This is a genomic window from Dictyobacter formicarum, assembly GCF_016587435.1.
The window spans coordinates 50841-65455 of sequence record NZ_BNJJ01000026.1 but is presented as its reverse complement, the minus strand read 5'-3'; the positions used below and the strand labels follow the sequence as shown (position 1 = coordinate 65455).

Here is a 14615-nt window from a genome sequence, read left to right as displayed (position 1 = left end):
CTATAGTCGGTTAAATCTCTTGTATGATGTGCAGGCCGGCTGTTAAGCGCGCACCACGTTGTCTATCAGGTTATCAATGCCGGCGATATTGCTGGCCAGTTCCTGCGGCACGGCATAGCGAGCGGTCAGGTAAGAGACGCTGGGATAGCTAACCCAGACATGGTTGTTGTCGCTCTGCCAGATCAGCACCTTGAGGGGCAGTTCGAGCGCGATCAGCGGAGAGGCCACCATCAGAGGTGTGCCCACTTTAGGATCGCCGAAGATGAGTACATGGGCCTCTTGCATCTTCAGTCCGACCTGCTGGGCCTCCCAGCTATGATTGATATGCGTGAACAGGCGTAACCCATGGTTGCGAATGATGTCCTCCAGGCGTTCCAGGGTTTCCTCAATTGCGTGTGGGCTGGCCTTTGTGACGACACCCTCGACTGAGACGGGCGGCCCCGCCTTTTCAGGATCACTCATGTTTTCTTCTTTTTCCTCCATCGCCAGAAATAGCATGCTTGCTGTATTATCTACCCATATTCGATCTCCTCTCACTATTGTACCACCCCACCTACCAACCATCCGCTGTTCCGTGCTGTCGCGCTGCAGCCAGTTGCCTGGCTGCCTGCTGACCCTCGTCATGTGTATGCGTGGCGCAGGCCACAAAGATCCTGCCTGTTCATTATTCCACAGCAGAATTGGAGCAAGCCATCACGCGCATCCTCGGCCCCCAAAAACGCGATTTGTTGTAGCCTGTGACCCTCGCGGTCACTTCCGCCGCCCGCCGCGCGAGGCGGCCCCTCGTGCCACCACGATTCCGTACCTCATGAGATGTCCTCTGGCCCACGCGGTGCCCAAAAGCGGGCGTTGCTTGAGGCATCGTGTGCCCGGCTAAGGGATTCGCCAGGAGGGACCGAACCACACACCAACGGGGCCGCCTCGCTGCGGCTGGCGGCAAGCGACCGCGAGGGTCGCAGGCTACAGGTCTCTTTTTGGGGGCGTTTGCTTATGTTTGGCCTCCGTGTACATTTACCTTTCCGCTTTTTTGTAATGACATGGCATCTAAAGGTTAGATGTATAAATATCTATAAATAGAAAGGTAAAGTAGATATTTCTCGTGACGCAGATAACCCCATGAGCTTGTTGATAACCATCCATGCACGTTGGTATCGCCTCTCGTAGTCGCAAAGAGTCATGTGGAACTCTCAGGCGCCTTGGGAGACTTTCCTGAAATATGGAATTTCTTATAGCGCTATTAATGCCGGAGAATTGAGCATACATCTACGTGTATCGTATCTGCGCACAAGTGCTGTAGCTGATTGAACTCTATACACTTGCATCTGTGTTGTACAGTAGGGTTTGTGATTCAATAAAAAGCCTGGCCAGCCTGGATCACCGCGCATGCATGCACCTGAATGATGGATCTACTTAATGAGGGGAGAATGACGACATGTATGGGTCTATCGAGGTACGAGGCGCACGCGAGAACAACCTGAAGAGTATATCACTGGACATCCCGAAGCGAAAAATCACTGTCTTTACTGGCGTATCCGGATCGGGAAAGTCTTCGCTCGTGTTCGGCACGATCGCGGCTGAGTCTCAGCGGCTGCTGAACGAGACGTTTACGGCTTTCATTCAAGGTTTCCTGCCTCGCTATGGGCAGCCGGACGTCGATTCGCTACAGAATCTCTCGACGGCGATCGTTATTGACCAGAAGCGCCTTGGCGGGAATGTACGCTCCACCATTGGCACGGTTACTGATACCTACACGCTGCTGCGGCTGTTGTATGCGCGCCTTGGTCAGCCACATATCGGCCATTCCAGTATGTTCTCGTTCAACGAGCCTCAGGGCATGTGTCCCGATTGTGAGGGACTGGGACAGGTCTCGACCATCGATATCGATGCGCTCGTTGATCGAGAGAAGTCTCTTAATGATGGGGCTATTCGCTTCCCGACCTTTGCCATTGGCACCTGGTTCTGGACCATTTTTGTGCAATCTGGTTTCTTCGATCCGGACAAAAAGTTGCGCGACTATAGCGAGGACGAGTGGGAAAAATTCGTCAACGGCGAGGAAACTAAAATTAAATTGAAGAGCGTGGTTGGCACAATGAACTCGACGTACGAAGGGCTGGTCCCGAAGTTCAAGCGGCTCTATCTCACGAAGGACGTTGAGCAGATGGCCTCGCATATGCGCGTACCCTTTGAGGCAATAGTGTCCCGGGCCGACTGCATGCTGTGCCACGGCACCCGGCTCAACCAGGCTGCGTTGAGTTGTTTGATTAAGGGCAAGAACATTGCCGAGTGTGCCGCCATGGAGGTCAGCGAGCTCGTGCAGTTCATTCGTAGCATCGGCGAGCCCACCGTAGCCCCGCTGGTCTCGTCCCTGGCTGAGAAACTGGACCACCTGGTTGATATCGGCCTGGGCTACCTCAGTCTCAATCGAGAGAGCTCCACCTTATCGGGCGGAGAATCGCAGCGGGTAAGAATGGTGCGCCATCTCGGTTCCAGCCTGACCGACGTGACCTATGTGTTCGATGAGCCAAGCATTGGCCTGCATCCCCAGGATATTCATCGGCTGAATGAATTGATGCAGCAACTGCGCGACAAGGGCAACACCGTGTTGGTGGTCGAGCACAAGCCCGCGGTCATCGCTATCGCGGACCATATCGTTGACATGGGACCAGGCGCTGGTCGCAGCGGCGGAGAGATCGTGTACGAGGGAAGCCTCGCTGGACTTTTGGCAGCGGATACGCTTACCGGTAAGCATATGCACAACCGCCAGCCGTTCAAGGCAAATCCCAGGATACCAACGGGCACGCTCTCCATCGAACACGCCACCCTGCACAACCTGCGCGATGTGAGCGTCAACATCCCTATGGGTGTGCTGACCGTCGTGACCGGCGTGGCAGGCTCAGGTAAGAGCTCGCTGATGCAGGAAGTTTTGCCACAGCGCCATCCCGGCGTGGTCTCCATCGATCAGGGCCTGATTCGCGGCTCGCGACGCTCAAATCTAGCGACCTACACCGGGATGTTGGATGTGATTCGCAAGCGCTTCGCCAGCGAGAACAAGGTGAGTGCCGCGCTCTTCAGTGCCAACTCGAAGGGGGCGTGTCCCGAGTGTCAGGGGCTGGGGCTGATCTACACCGATCTCGCGTTCATGGACCCCATGATCAGCACCTGCGAAGTGTGCGGAGGAAAACGCTTCACGAGCGAAGTGCTGGCCTACACCCTGCGCGGCAAGTCGATCAGCGATGTGCTTGAGATGACGGTCGTTGAGGCGAAGGAGTTCTTCACCGACCCTCCCCTGACGAAGATGTTGACCGCGCTCGAAGATGTCGGCCTGGGTTATGTCACCCTCTGGCAGCCGCTCAGCACCCTCTCCGGCGGCGAGCGGCAGAGGCTCAAGCTAGCCATCGAGCTCGGCAACGTGTCCCAGGTCTATGTGCTCGATGAACCGACTACGGGCCTGCACATGAATGATGTCGACAATCTCATCGCCCTGCTCGACCGGCTGGTGGATAGTGGCAGCACCGTCATTGTGATCGAGCATAACCTTGACGTTATCGCGCGCGCCGATTGGATCATCGACATGGGACCCGGCGCCGGGCACGAAGGCGGCCAGATCGTCTTTGAGGGCACAGTCGCCCAACTGGTCAACGCCACACGCTCCGTTACCGGCCAGTACCTGAAGCGCACCATGATAGAACGCAACAACAGCGCACCGCAACCGGTAATACAGAGATAAACGCACCCACATAGGTTCGGAGCTTGCCTCCGATTGGCCCCACCGTTGGTGGGCTAATCGGAGGCAAGCTCCGAACCTATTGTTGGGCTGCTTTGGGCAAGAGATAGTTATATGTTCCGATGTTCAAATTCCAGATATCCACCATGCGCGACCAGCTAAAGAGATCGCCGCTGGTAACATTATGTAAATGGTTATAGTACTCGGCGATGTTCTTATCTTTAATCTGGTTGTGGCCGCTCATGATCGTCTGAACGTAGCCGTTGGGGATTTCACGTTTAAAGTGCCCGATCCTCCAGTTTTGCCGCATGGCTGGTAGCCGTGCCAGCAGCGGATCACCCAGACCAACTATGTCGAACACATGCACCTTTGGTCCAGCGGTATACCCGACCATGCCGACGGCCATCTGTATATAGTACCTATCTGGTAGCGCGTGCACATTTTCATACGTCGAAACAGGATTTGAGAGATCATTTGTGCGGGTGTAGTTTAAGAGTCCGGTTCTGTCGACGTACCAGAGCCGCTCATCGGCGATTCCCCTGGTGTCAATCAAGTTGGTGGTCTGGACATTTATGGCGTAGATGCGCGAGTTGGGCACCAGGATACCAACCAGCAGAAGTGTGCCCATAGTCGCAGTGATGAAGACGGTGTTCTCTGGCAGGTTACGCATGAGCAGGATGATCGCGATCAGCATCGGTGGCGTCAGGAAGCGCCCGGCCATGAAGTCGCCGCCGACCTTCACCGTATAGATCATGTAGAGCACCAGCCCGATCAGTAGCGGCATACTCTTCCAATCTCTCCGCACGACCACGAACAGGATACCCGCCGTGATCACCAGAAACAACACCGGATCAAAGGTGAAGGAACTGATCAGGTAGCCGATGCCCTGGGCGAACAACTCGTTCCCTGGCACGCCCGTATTCAGCTTGGCATAGGCCGTATTGGGAAACAGAAAGCCATAATAGAAAAGGGAGAACGCCTCCCAGACCAGGAACGGGATAAACGAGAGCGCCATCGTTCGTAGCGTGCGCCAGGAGCGACGCTGCCAGAGCGTCCACGCCAGTGTCGGAATGAAGAGCAAGACCGTATCCATGCGATTGAGGATCATGGCGCAGCCGAGCAACGACATCCAGAGCACATAGCGTTTCTTGTCCTGATGACGAAAATAGAGCAGGGCAAAAACGACGATCAGCAGGTGCGTCATGGGATTCTCCAGCCCGCTGGTCGAAAAATCAACGAAGGCCTTTGAAGCCACCATAGCGGCCAGGCCAAACAGGGCCATCTTCATCGATGGTGCCAGGCGCAATACCAGGATTACCACGGCCAGAATAGTAACGGTCAGCGACAACATCAGCGTTGAGAAATAAATATTGTGCTCTAAGAGGTTGGCACCAGTGAGCAGAAAAAACCAGAGTGGATGTGTATAGGTCTGAATCCGTTCATCGATGTTCCAGGTGAGACCATAGCCATGTATCCAGTTATCGACGGTCCTGAGCGAGATATAGGCGTCATCACTGAGCCAGGCATCCTTCAGGACAATGAACAGAAAGAGGATGAACGCCCCAACCAGGACACCGGTAGTATAATTCACATGCTTCGTGTTTTTTAGCAGTGTTTTGCGCTCCTCTGGAACCTCTTTGCTCGCAGGTTCCTCACTTCCACTATGTAATGCTTCTTCAAGTGTGGTACTCAATGAAATCTCCTCGTAATATATTATAGGTAGATATAAAATAGTAAGTAAACATAATATATGGCCTCAGGCCGTTTTCTGTCGGCACCGCAAAAGTGATTACGGGTTTGGTCTTATATATTGAGACGCATCAATTTATCAGTCAATAACAAATAGGCCTTTTGGGCGCATCTAAATCTAAAAAATACATATATCATCACGAAAAAGTGATATATGGTGTTTGCGTTGATTGACAATGGGTTGAAGCTCTGTTAAGCTTAAGCCTGTAATAAACGTTGGGAAAGGTAATGGTATAAACATCGATGGCAGGCTTTTTGATTCACTTCCGCTAGACGCCCGCGCGCCCGGTTGATAGGTTGGGTCAACATGCCTGGTATGTTTGTGCTTTTTTATTGATTGACGCTGTGGGCAGAAGGTTGCTCGCAGTGTTTTTTTATTGCCTCGCGCGATCTCTATCCCTGCCCTCGCTTCTGCCCACACTCTTTCTCCTGTATCTTTGTGTATTCGATTAGCTGTGGAATGTATAACGTTGAAATTCATGTAAGGAGCGAGCTGTGTACGAAGCGGAAATTCCTTTATCTGGTGGTAATGTTTCAAGTGGAATTGTGCGCGTAGGTCAGACGACGCGTCGTCCGCTGGGATTCTGGAGCCCGGTTGTGCAGAGTCTGTTGCGGCACCTGGAGGAGCAGGGTTTTGCGGGCGCGCCACGCTTCCTGGGCATCGATCAGCAGGGGCGCGAAATTTTGTCTTTCATCGAGGGCGAGATGGGACATTATCCACTGCAGGATGCCTGGTGGTCAGAAGAGACGATGGTGGAGGTGGCCCACTTTGTGCGCCGCTACCATGACGCCGTAAGTAGCTTTGTGCCGCCTGCCGATGCGCAGTGGAAGCAGTCCTTTCCCGATGCAAGCGCCCACGAGATCATCTGCCACAATGATATCGCCCCCTATAACACGGTCTATGCCCAGAATCGGCCTGTGGCCCTGATCGACTTTGACGAGGCCGGTCCGGGACCGCGCATCTGGGACCTGGCCTACGCGGCCTATTGTTTTGTGCCCCTGGTGCATACCAATGATCCAGACCTGCAGCGTCTGGGCCTGGTTGATCCTGTGCGACAGGGACAGCGCCTGCGCCTCTTTTGTGCCACATACGGTGTTGATGCCCATCCCGTTCTGGCCATGGTTGAACAGCGCCTGCAGCGCATGTACGACATCATCATCGAGCGCGCGGCCTACAGTCCGGCCTTCCAAAAGATGGTCGAGGAGGGCCACCTCGACTTCTACCGTTCCGAGCTAGCGACCTATCGCTATATCCGACCGATTCTGGAGGGTCAGGCGCTTTAGCCTCGATCTCGCTGTACTTCTGACCGCCAGAAGCACGGTACCTACTTTAAGAGCGCCTGTCAGCTAGCGGTACTTTGTTGACAAGGGTCAGGAAGAGTTGTAGAGAGCGATAGCCTGACCCTGTTCAAGTTGACGAAGAAGGCTCTGGAGAGCAGGAGGAGGGGGCAGTGACGACCAGCCGTTCCAGTAACGCCGCAACATGATCCAGGGTTCCAACCATGCCCGTACCGCTCGCAGTGCCATAGGCCAGGACACCTGCGGCCTCATGCTTGTGCGCTTGCTGATTTTTTTTCCCCATTTGCCCTCGCTCTGGAGGAACATCCCTCTCAGAGGAGAGATCCGGCTCCGCTGGCGTGAGCAGCTGGTCTGCCGGGCTGGGAACGCAGGGGTGGCTGGCGTGATACCAGCAGAACGAGAAGGCACAGCACACCAGTTGCCAATGTCGTTGGATGGCTTGATCGCTGCGCACCTGGTACTGAGACCAGCCGAGGGCGTGTTTGACGTGTTTGTAGCTTTGCTCGACCCACATGCGCAGCCCATACAGGCGGAGCACCTCTTCCAGGCTGGCGGGCGAGAACGGCATCTCCCTTCCCGGGCGTTCAGTTGGGGCGGGCAGATTGGTGACCAGGTACCAGGTGGAGAGGTCGGGGAGCGTCTTGGGATCGGTGCTCGCCACAATGGCACGCTCTTTCTTGTCAGGGCCATAAGGTCCAGAGACAATCTCCACAGCCCACCACTCCTGCGTACTCCCATCGCGAAAGCGTCTGACGATGCGCACCCACTTCCCCGGTTGCTCAGGGCTTACCCAACCGGCCTCCTGCGCCACGTCCTGCAGCGTCCCTGCCACCTCCTCAGGATGGTACCACGCATGGGAGGGTTTAAGCGCCATGACATACGGCACATTCAACTCGCGCAGCCCGCGTTTCAAGCCGCGATCCTCCCCGTAGAAGTTGTCCGCCACCACCGCACGAAAAAGAATGCCCTCCTGCGTGGCTTGCTTTACCTGTTCGAAGGCGATCTTCAGCTTGGTGCGAAACACCGGATCGTTCTTGCCTTTGGCAAAGCAACCCTCCGGCGTGTATGGCTCCACCTCCAACGGGTAATAGACTCGTTCGTCGGCCCACAGGCTGGTCACGGAAACGACCCCATTCTCGATCTTGCCTCTATTTCCCAGATACTGACGCGCCACATGTGCCGTTTTGTCACCGTCCTTCCGATCACCAGTCTCATCGATGACCAACACTCCCTGCGCATTGGGCGCTGTTGCGGGATCTTCGCGCAGCAGCTTGAGCCGCACCCCCTGCACCTGGCGCGCATCCCAATCCGCTTCGGAGAGAAACCATTGCAACTTTTGGGCACGCGGCAACTGCGCTCCGACCAGTGGCTCGGTGTTCACCAACCCGGTCAGCGTCTTGTTGCGCTCCGAGGGCAACAGCAAGCCTTCCAGATACTGCCGAAACCCTTCCCGCTGGTTGCTCTTTCCAAACAGCTCATCAAAGTGTCTGGCGTAGGTTTCCAGTGGCTCGGGCGCCGTCGGGATAGCTCGTCGTTTTGTCATCTCACATGCCTCCTCTCCCCGCATTTTATCACTCTTGGCCCACTGTCAACAAACTACCGCTAGTGCTGTGTTCCTTAAATCCTGTAACAAAAGAGACAGCGACGATGTCGAGGCGACTTGGGTGGCCGCCCCCAGACCCAGGGCTTGGCACGAGCATTCAGTTGTGCCGTAGCCACGCTCCTGGCCTGGTCGATCTCGGTCGGATTGGCAAAACTCTGTCCAGCCAGCGCATCACGGCGAAAGAGCCTCCACCAGCCCTCTTGCAGATTGAGCCAGCAAGCTCTTTTGGGAATGAAGATCTGGTGGATGCGGGGATGTTCTGCGAGCCAAGCATTGGTTTCGGCGCTCAGGTGACTGGTCAGGTTATCCGTGATCACGAACAGATCTCCTTTCGGATTGTCAACCTCGATATCGTTCAGCAGAGCAATGTAGCCTTTGGAATTGCGCGAAGCGGCACACCGGGTCAGTTCCTTGCCATCGCGCACGCGTAAGGCTCCATAGATCCAGGTCTTCTCAAGCCCTCGACTGTACTCCAGAGGTGCTTTTATCCGGTGCCCATCCGCTGACCATCCTGGCGCTGGGGGAAAGCTCCGGGGCAGAACGGGCCCTAATTCATCGGTACAGATGGTCGTCGAGCCGTCGGGGGGCGCCATGTAGTGGCTGACGACTGCTATCCTTTTGGGACAAAGTTTTTGTCATCACTGCTCCCCAACTATGGGTACGGCGCCAGCGTACCCCTTCACGCCGGCAAATACGGCGGATCTGGCTGCGTTTGACCTGGATTCCTGCCTCTTTGGCTGCTTGCGCCAGGGCATCCAGACTCCACTGAGCCGCCCCCTGCTCATCGCGCACGTCTAGGCTGCCATCAGAAAGTCGCTCCAATTTACCAGGTGGGGTAGACCGAGCCAGGGCAAGGATCCGACTGTCGTCTTCCGTCGTCAAGCGGCGGGGGCGGCCAGCTTTGGGGCGATCCCCCAACCCTTCAATTCCTTCTGCATCGAAGCGGTGCAGTCTCCGGCGAACGGTCTGTGGGCTACAGTCCAACTCCTTGGCGATTGTCTCTACCCGCGCACTATCCCAACTGCGGGCCACGATCTTCGCATGAAAAATCCAGTCGGCTGGACCATGCCGACTCGCGGCCATTTTGCGGACCCATCGCTCTTCCTTCTCATCATGAGCCGCTCGCGCTCGCAAGATTTTTGCCATCTCTTTGTTCCTTTCCTTGATCGCCCCCTTTCTGATTCTATCACGACTTGAGGAACAGAGCACTAGAGCACTGTTCATAAGGGTTGATCTATGATAAACTGGAAGCATGAAAGCGTACTCCCAAGATTTGCGGCAACGTGTGCTGCGAGCGATCGAGCAAGGGAAGAGCCAAGCCGAAGTCGCCGAAACGTTTGCCATTTCCACAGCTACCATCAAGCGATATCTCAGACAACAACGAGAGAGCGGCCATGTCTTGCCCAAATCGATCCCTGGGCGTCCGAGCGTCAAAGGAGCTGCATTGCAGGCTGGTCTGCTCGAGCAGTTGAGAGCCCATCCCGATGCGACCCGAGAACAGCATTGCCAGATGTGGGAAGCTTCCCACGGCACCAAAGTCAGCCCAGCCAGCATCAGTCGAGCCAGAATGGCGTTGGGATGGACGCGAAAAAAAAGACACTGAGAGCAAGCGAGCAGAAGGAAGCTGAACGCGCCGCTTGGCGCAAGCAATCCGCTCACCTGCCGAGCCAGGACCTGGTCTTTGTCGACGAGACCGGCGCCCACATCGCCATGACTCCTTTGTATGCCTACGCTCCAAGAGGAGCGCGGGCGGTCGGCAAGGTGCCTCGCAATTATGGGGCCATCATAACCACGATCGCCTCGCTGTCGCCCAGCGGCATGGGGCCAGCACTGGTACTGGATGGAGCTGCTGATAGCGCCGCGTTTACGGTCTACGTCGAGCAGCTTCTTGCCCCCAGCTTGCGTCCCGGGCAAATCGTGATCCTGGATAATCTCTCGATTCATCTGGGACCGCGTGTCAAGCAAGCCATTGAAGCTCGCGGCTGTCGTCTCCTGTTTCTGCCTGCCTACTCGCCGGACTTTTCGCCCATCGAAGAGGCCTTCTCCAAGCTCAAGACGTTGTTGCGGCGGGCAGGTGCGCGCAGTAGGGAAGCACTCCAAGAGGCCATTGCAACTGCACTGGACTGCATTACTTCCGCGGATGCGCTCGGTTGGTTCACTCATTGTGGCTATCCGCTTGCTCGCTCGACAGATAAGGTTCAATCGTTATGAACAACGCTCTAGCGAGTGCGCATCCTATAATTATGGGGTGCGCACTCGCTGTGTAGATATTCTCGCATGGTCACAATTTGTCCGCTTTTGCTCTTTTCAATGGTTATTATGGATAGAAAATCTTCTTTGCGAATGGTGCTTCTCCTTTTTGAAGAAGATAGCTGTAGAAATGGATATAAATAGATGCCATTGGATGCTTATGAGTTAGATTTAATACGGCGGGCTGTGAATGGTGATCACGATGCTTTTGGCGCTTTGATACTGGTGTATGAGCGCCCGTTGTTGACATATATATATTCGATGCTCCGCGATTGGGAGTACGCACGCGATGTGCTGCAGGAGACCTTTATCGCAGCCTATTATGCGTTGCCGCGCTGGCAACCGCCAGAGAGCCGATCGACGAAGGGCGCTAAGAAGCCATCATCTTCTGCTTTGGTCGATGAATGGAGCAACGTCATGCTTCATCCACTCGCTCCCTGGCTCTATCGTATTGCTACCAATAGTGCCCTGACCTTCCTTAAGAAACAGGCCCACCAAACGCCTACACTTTCCCATGCCTCTGTGGACTCATCGACAGATGATGCTACTCCTGAAGAACACTATTTAGTGAGAGAGCTACTTCGGGAAGTGTTAAGTTGTCTGTCAGAGGAAGATGCCATGTGCATTATTCTGCGCTTTGGTTTTGATGAACAATATAACGAAATCGCAAAAAAGATTCACGCAAGTGAAGAAGCCACGCGCAAACGGATTGCTCGCGGACTGATTACCCTGCGTTCCGCCTACACCAGGATGACCGAGAGGAAAGCGCTGTTATGAACCAGAAAGATGACCGAGCAGATATGCAGACATCGACTCCTAAAGAGCATCACACAGTTAAGGCATTGCTTGATGCCTATTCGGCTGCTGAACTCGTGGAAAATGAAAAGTCACTGGTGGCGCATCACCTGGAGTCATGCCAGCAGTGCCAGCGAGAATTAGATGATATCTCGCGCCTGCATAGCTTGCTCAAGTTGCCAGATGTGGATATCCAGGCGGCAACATTGAAAGGATATAGTACCATGCCAGAGTATAAACGGGGGATATCCGACCTGGCGGACAGCGTGCTTGACAGACTGGCTCAACAGGATCAAGAAGATGCCGCCATCAAAGCCCTCCCATCAATTGGACAATCGCAACAGGCTCATCCGACGGCATCACGACACACACTGGCGCGCAGAAAGCGTTGGCCGAGGCTATTGGCACTCGTCGCAGCGGCTATGTGTGTAGCGGTGTTGAGTGTTTTGTGCATTCCTCCTATCAGCCAATTCATATCAACGAACACCCATAACGGAGCCGGAGGGGTGATGAAACAACAAGCGCCAATCATCTGGCGTGTTCATCAAGATCAGACTGTGGCGCGACACGGACAGGACGTGTTTGCGTTGCTGTTTGCTTCTGTTGTGAATGAGCGCGAATTTGTTTTGTTCTATGCGTTTCGCACATCCCATCCAGGTATGTCACCACAGGTGAAAGTTGTTTCTACGTTGCCAGCGCAGCCTGGGGAAAGTATCACTATCCCTGATCGTGTCCAGGCACTGGGAAGTGTTGGCGATTTTGCAATAGGAGTCATTCATGTGCAAATGCCTGATCGGCTTGGACAGTCAATAACATTGCAGGGAACGTTCCCCGATCAAGCAACTCCCTGGCATCTGACGATCCTTGACCAGAACAGCAAATTACCTCCTGTAAGCAACCAGCCCTATGGCGCATCTATGTTTTATATAGATCCGAAATCCCTGCCAGAAATCACTCAAGTGTATCCATTCATGAATCCTTCAACTGAGGAGAAGAACACTACTGGCGATAATCATCTATGGGGTTTGTTTGGTTTTGTACTGTCATCTCGTCCACAGACAGGATCTATTGCCACACCTCTCTACGTGCGCGTGGATTATTCTGTGAAGCATGCAGCCTTGCAAGTGACAGCGATTTCATACGCAGACTACATGCGTCTGGCGGGCCCACAACCAACGCCTACACCGAGACCAACGGCGGCACCTGGTAGCACCGTTCATGTGTCAGTGAACAAAGCGAGCTATAGAAGATCAGACTCGATTACTGTAACCATCACCAGTGATTTTCCTTATACGGTCTTTGTGAGCTCGCCCAGAGGGAGTTGCACTATGATGGTCCAGTTAGAGATGCTGGTAAACGGCGTCTGGAGCCCGGTTGGGCATTGTGCCGGTATGCCTCCCTCTCCCATGATGCCGGTAGAGGCAGGCAAAGCCACATATCAGCACCTCCAACCTCAGAACTCCTTTGGATGGCAGCACAGCGCTAGCAGCTGGCAACCAGGTATCTACCGTATCAGCACGAACTATAGCACTACCGGTTATCCCAAAACGAGTGGAGGCCTCCAAAAGGCAATCTCACCCACCTTCATCATCAACTAAATGGGAGAGGCATTGCTCGGCCAGCGTCTTTTTATCGACCAGGATAATGCCGCGCTGTCCGGCCCGTGGCAGCGCCTTGACGGCAATAGCCAGCGTCTTCTCCGACCGCTGGCTATTTATGCTGCTGAAGCCGATATAGACCGGAGGGAGTCCCACCTGGGAACGGTATCGCTCATCGAGGACAAATCGGGCGAGAGAAACAACACATTCTATTTAAGAGATAAGAGACACAACGCGTAGGTGCTGGCGAGGATGTCGGGGACATCATCTCCTTGCCGCAGCTTGCCGCCCGCCCATAGGTTCGGGCCTTGCGCCCGATTGGCGGCCCTGTTGATCATGCCCCCAGCATGCTCGCCTTCGTCGTTCGGCCGCTCGTGGCGTGACATGGTGCCCAAAAGGAAGGTCCGCTTTTGGGCACCGCGTGCGGCGACGTGATGGGAAAAAGCGGAGCTCGGTCATAGGGACACAGGGCCGCCAATCGGGGGCAAGCCCCGAACCTATGGGCGGGCGGCAAATCGACCGCAAGGGTCGAACCTACGGATGTTCTCTTTGCTCGTTGCCTTCTCTTCTTATTGTCGTCTCTCAATGAAATGGACTGTGTCTTGCGCCCGATTTGTCATAGATACACGAAAACGTTTGCAATAAGAGATGATTTCCACGATTACCAACCAGGCTGTTACAGGAAAAGATGAAATGGTAGTTAATAAAGAATATATAGATTTTCTGTATTTAGTTTCATATTTTTGTGGACTATGACAAGTGGTGACGGTAGCGGCGAGAGAGGATATGCTGATTTGATTATATGGAGAGCGTGAGTGATTGGGTGGGCGCGAGGGGATGCAACTATATAATCAATACAGATTTCCTCAGTAGCCGATGAGCGTGTGCATCGTTCTCGAGGTTGCTAGCTGCAGAGGATTATCGGCGACAAAAACGGTGTCGTCGCGGTGACAATAATACAGGGCATTCCAGATCGCCAGCGCTCGTTCGCGTCTGGGTTTATCCAGTTGTTTCTGGCGCGAGCGCAGCAGGGAGCAGATCATCGCGATAGCGATGCAGACGAGCGCCAGGGTGATATTCATCAGCATCGCCATTTGATTGGCAGGCGAAGGATCTCTGGCGGCCGCGCTATAGGTAAACCAGGCCACGATGCTGGTGCCCGGAGCCAGTATCCCTGCAAAGGCAATCAAGAGCAAGGTTGAGCAGCCATAGTGATGCTCAGGAAACGCCAGGCGCTCACTCAAAGGCGTCTGATAAGGGCTGCCCCGGGTCGTGAAGGGTATTTCCTCATTGGCGAGCGGAAGGCTGCCACTTTTTGTATACAGCTCATATGCGTGGTTACTGGCGATAATCGCGCTGACCTTCTGTACGGCATCGACCTGCCCACAGCGAGGACAACGTAGCAGTGACGATCGCATAAAATTCCATTCCCTGTCGAAATAAGAACGATGCATGCCTGAAAACCAGAGGAAAGATATAATGTTCCTTGTATTACATGATAACATATATCTCATACATTAAACAACGATGAATAATGATGTTTTTTCTCTATCTCAAAGTGATTTGTTACTCGAATATTGTGGAGATAAATGTGATT

Annotated in this window: 13 protein-coding genes; 6 read left to right on the top strand and 7 right to left on the bottom strand. The window is 54.3% G+C overall.

Annotation, left to right across the window (positions count from 1 at the left end):
* Positions 1 to 42: 42 nt before the first annotated feature.
* Positions 43 to 462 carry a DUF302 domain-containing protein gene (locus JMI88_RS32715; protein ID WP_201366230.1) on the bottom strand — a complete coding sequence of 140 codons (420 nt, stop codon included), beginning with the start codon at positions 460 to 462 and terminating at the stop codon, positions 43 to 45.
* Positions 463 to 1432: 970 nt separating this feature from the next.
* Here JMI88_RS32715 and JMI88_RS32710 point away from each other — a divergent pair.
* Positions 1433 to 3727, top strand: coding sequence for an ATP-binding cassette domain-containing protein (locus JMI88_RS32710; protein WP_201366229.1), 2295 nt, complete (start codon positions 1433 to 1435; stop codon positions 3725 to 3727).
* 76 nt (positions 3728 to 3803) lie between these two features.
* Here the strand turns inward: JMI88_RS32710 and JMI88_RS32705 are convergent, their stop codons facing one another.
* Positions 3804 to 5417 carry a hypothetical protein gene (locus JMI88_RS32705; protein ID WP_201366228.1) on the bottom strand — a complete coding sequence of 538 codons (1614 nt, stop codon included), beginning with the start codon at positions 5415 to 5417 and terminating at the stop codon, positions 3804 to 3806.
* A 551-nt stretch (positions 5418 to 5968) separates the two neighbouring features.
* Between JMI88_RS32705 and JMI88_RS32700 the strand changes: the two genes are divergently transcribed.
* Positions 5969 to 6757, top strand: a complete 789-nt coding sequence (locus JMI88_RS32700; RefSeq protein ID WP_201366227.1) for a phosphotransferase — start codon at positions 5969 to 5971, stop codon at positions 6755 to 6757.
* Positions 6758 to 6881: 124 nt separating this feature from the next.
* Here the strand turns inward: JMI88_RS32700 and JMI88_RS32695 are convergent, their stop codons facing one another.
* The 3 genes from JMI88_RS32695 to JMI88_RS32685 all read right to left on the bottom strand — a co-directional run bounded on the left by JMI88_RS32695 (position 6882) and on the right by JMI88_RS32685 (position 9521).
* Positions 6882 to 8315 carry an IS701 family transposase gene (locus JMI88_RS32695; protein WP_201362887.1) on the bottom strand — a complete coding sequence of 478 codons (1434 nt, stop codon included), beginning with the start codon at positions 8313 to 8315 and terminating at the stop codon, positions 6882 to 6884.
* Positions 8316 to 8389: 74 nt separating this feature from the next.
* Positions 8390 to 8968, bottom strand: a complete 579-nt coding sequence (locus JMI88_RS32690) for a transposase (protein ID WP_201363175.1) — start codon at positions 8966 to 8968, stop codon at positions 8390 to 8392.
* On the bottom strand, positions 8928 to 9521 hold the full coding sequence (locus JMI88_RS32685; protein WP_236023165.1) for a helix-turn-helix domain-containing protein: 594 nt from the start codon (positions 9519 to 9521) through the stop codon (positions 8928 to 8930). Before JMI88_RS32685 ends, JMI88_RS32690 begins: the two co-directional genes overlap by 41 nt.
* 106 nt (positions 9522 to 9627) lie before the next feature.
* Here JMI88_RS32685 and JMI88_RS39820 point away from each other — a divergent pair, with 106 nt between their 5' ends.
* From JMI88_RS39820 to JMI88_RS32670, 4 genes are all read left to right on the top strand, one after another.
* A complete protein-coding gene (locus JMI88_RS39820; protein ID WP_236022993.1) occupies positions 9628 to 9978 on the top strand; it encodes an IS630 transposase-related protein in 351 nt (116 codons plus the stop codon).
* Positions 9954 to 10586 carry an IS630 family transposase gene (locus JMI88_RS32680; RefSeq protein WP_236022994.1) on the top strand — a complete coding sequence of 211 codons (633 nt, stop codon included), beginning with the start codon at positions 9954 to 9956 and terminating at the stop codon, positions 10584 to 10586. The genes JMI88_RS39820 and JMI88_RS32680 overlap by 25 nt, the downstream gene beginning before the upstream one ends.
* Positions 10587 to 10769: 183 nt before the next feature.
* Positions 10770 to 11402: an RNA polymerase sigma factor gene (locus JMI88_RS32675; RefSeq protein ID WP_201366226.1), complete on the top strand. Its 633-nt coding sequence runs from the start codon at positions 10770 to 10772 to the stop codon at positions 11400 to 11402.
* The gene (locus JMI88_RS32670; protein WP_201366225.1) at positions 11399 to 13018 is read left to right on the top strand and encodes an anti-sigma factor family protein; all 1620 of its coding nucleotides are present in this window, start codon (positions 11399 to 11401) and stop codon (positions 13016 to 13018) included. The genes JMI88_RS32675 and JMI88_RS32670 overlap by 4 nt, the downstream gene beginning before the upstream one ends.
* Here the strand turns inward: JMI88_RS32670 and JMI88_RS32665 are convergent.
* Entirely contained in the window at positions 12995 to 13174 is a 180-nt protein-coding gene (locus JMI88_RS32665; protein WP_201366224.1) for a hypothetical protein, read from the bottom strand. The two genes, JMI88_RS32670 and JMI88_RS32665, sit on opposite strands and share 24 nt — an antisense overlap.
* 710 nt (positions 13175 to 13884) lie before the next feature.
* On the bottom strand, positions 13885 to 14436 hold the full coding sequence (locus tag JMI88_RS32660) for a hypothetical protein (protein ID WP_201366223.1): 552 nt from the start codon (positions 14434 to 14436) through the stop codon (positions 13885 to 13887).
* Between the last annotated feature and the right edge of the window lie 179 nt (positions 14437 to 14615).

What these genes read in the sequence shown, in the direction of transcription:
- JMI88_RS32715 (WP_201366230.1), bottom strand. Translation starts at nt 462, where the DNA reads ATGAGTGATCCTGAAAAGGCGGGGCCGCCCGTCTCAGTCGAGGGTGTC.
- JMI88_RS32710 (WP_201366229.1), top strand. Translation starts at nt 1,433, where the DNA reads ATGTATGGGTCTATCGAGGTACGAGGCGCACGCGAGAACAACCTGAAG.
- JMI88_RS32690 (WP_201363175.1), bottom strand. Translation starts at nt 8,968, where the DNA reads ATGGCGCCCCCCGACGGCTCGACGACCATCTGTACCGATGAATTAGGG.
- JMI88_RS32680 (WP_236022994.1), top strand. Translation starts at nt 9,954, where the DNA reads ATGGACGCGAAAAAAAAGACACTGAGAGCAAGCGAGCAGAAGGAAGCT.
- JMI88_RS32670 (WP_201366225.1), top strand. Translation starts at nt 11,399, where the DNA reads ATGAACCAGAAAGATGACCGAGCAGATATGCAGACATCGACTCCTAAA.
- JMI88_RS32675 (WP_201366226.1), top strand. Translation starts at nt 10,770, where the DNA reads ATGCCATTGGATGCTTATGAGTTAGATTTAATACGGCGGGCTGTGAAT.
- JMI88_RS32695 (WP_201362887.1), bottom strand. Translation starts at nt 8,315, where the DNA reads ATGACAAAACGACGAGCTATCCCGACGGCGCCCGAGCCACTGGAAACC.
- JMI88_RS39820 (WP_236022993.1), top strand. Translation starts at nt 9,628, where the DNA reads ATGAAAGCGTACTCCCAAGATTTGCGGCAACGTGTGCTGCGAGCGATC.
- JMI88_RS32660 (WP_201366223.1), bottom strand. Translation starts at nt 14,436, where the DNA reads ATGCGATCGTCACTGCTACGTTGTCCTCGCTGTGGGCAGGTCGATGCC.
- JMI88_RS32685 (WP_236023165.1), bottom strand. Translation starts at nt 9,521, where the DNA reads ATGGCAAAAATCTTGCGAGCGCGAGCGGCTCATGATGAGAAGGAAGAG.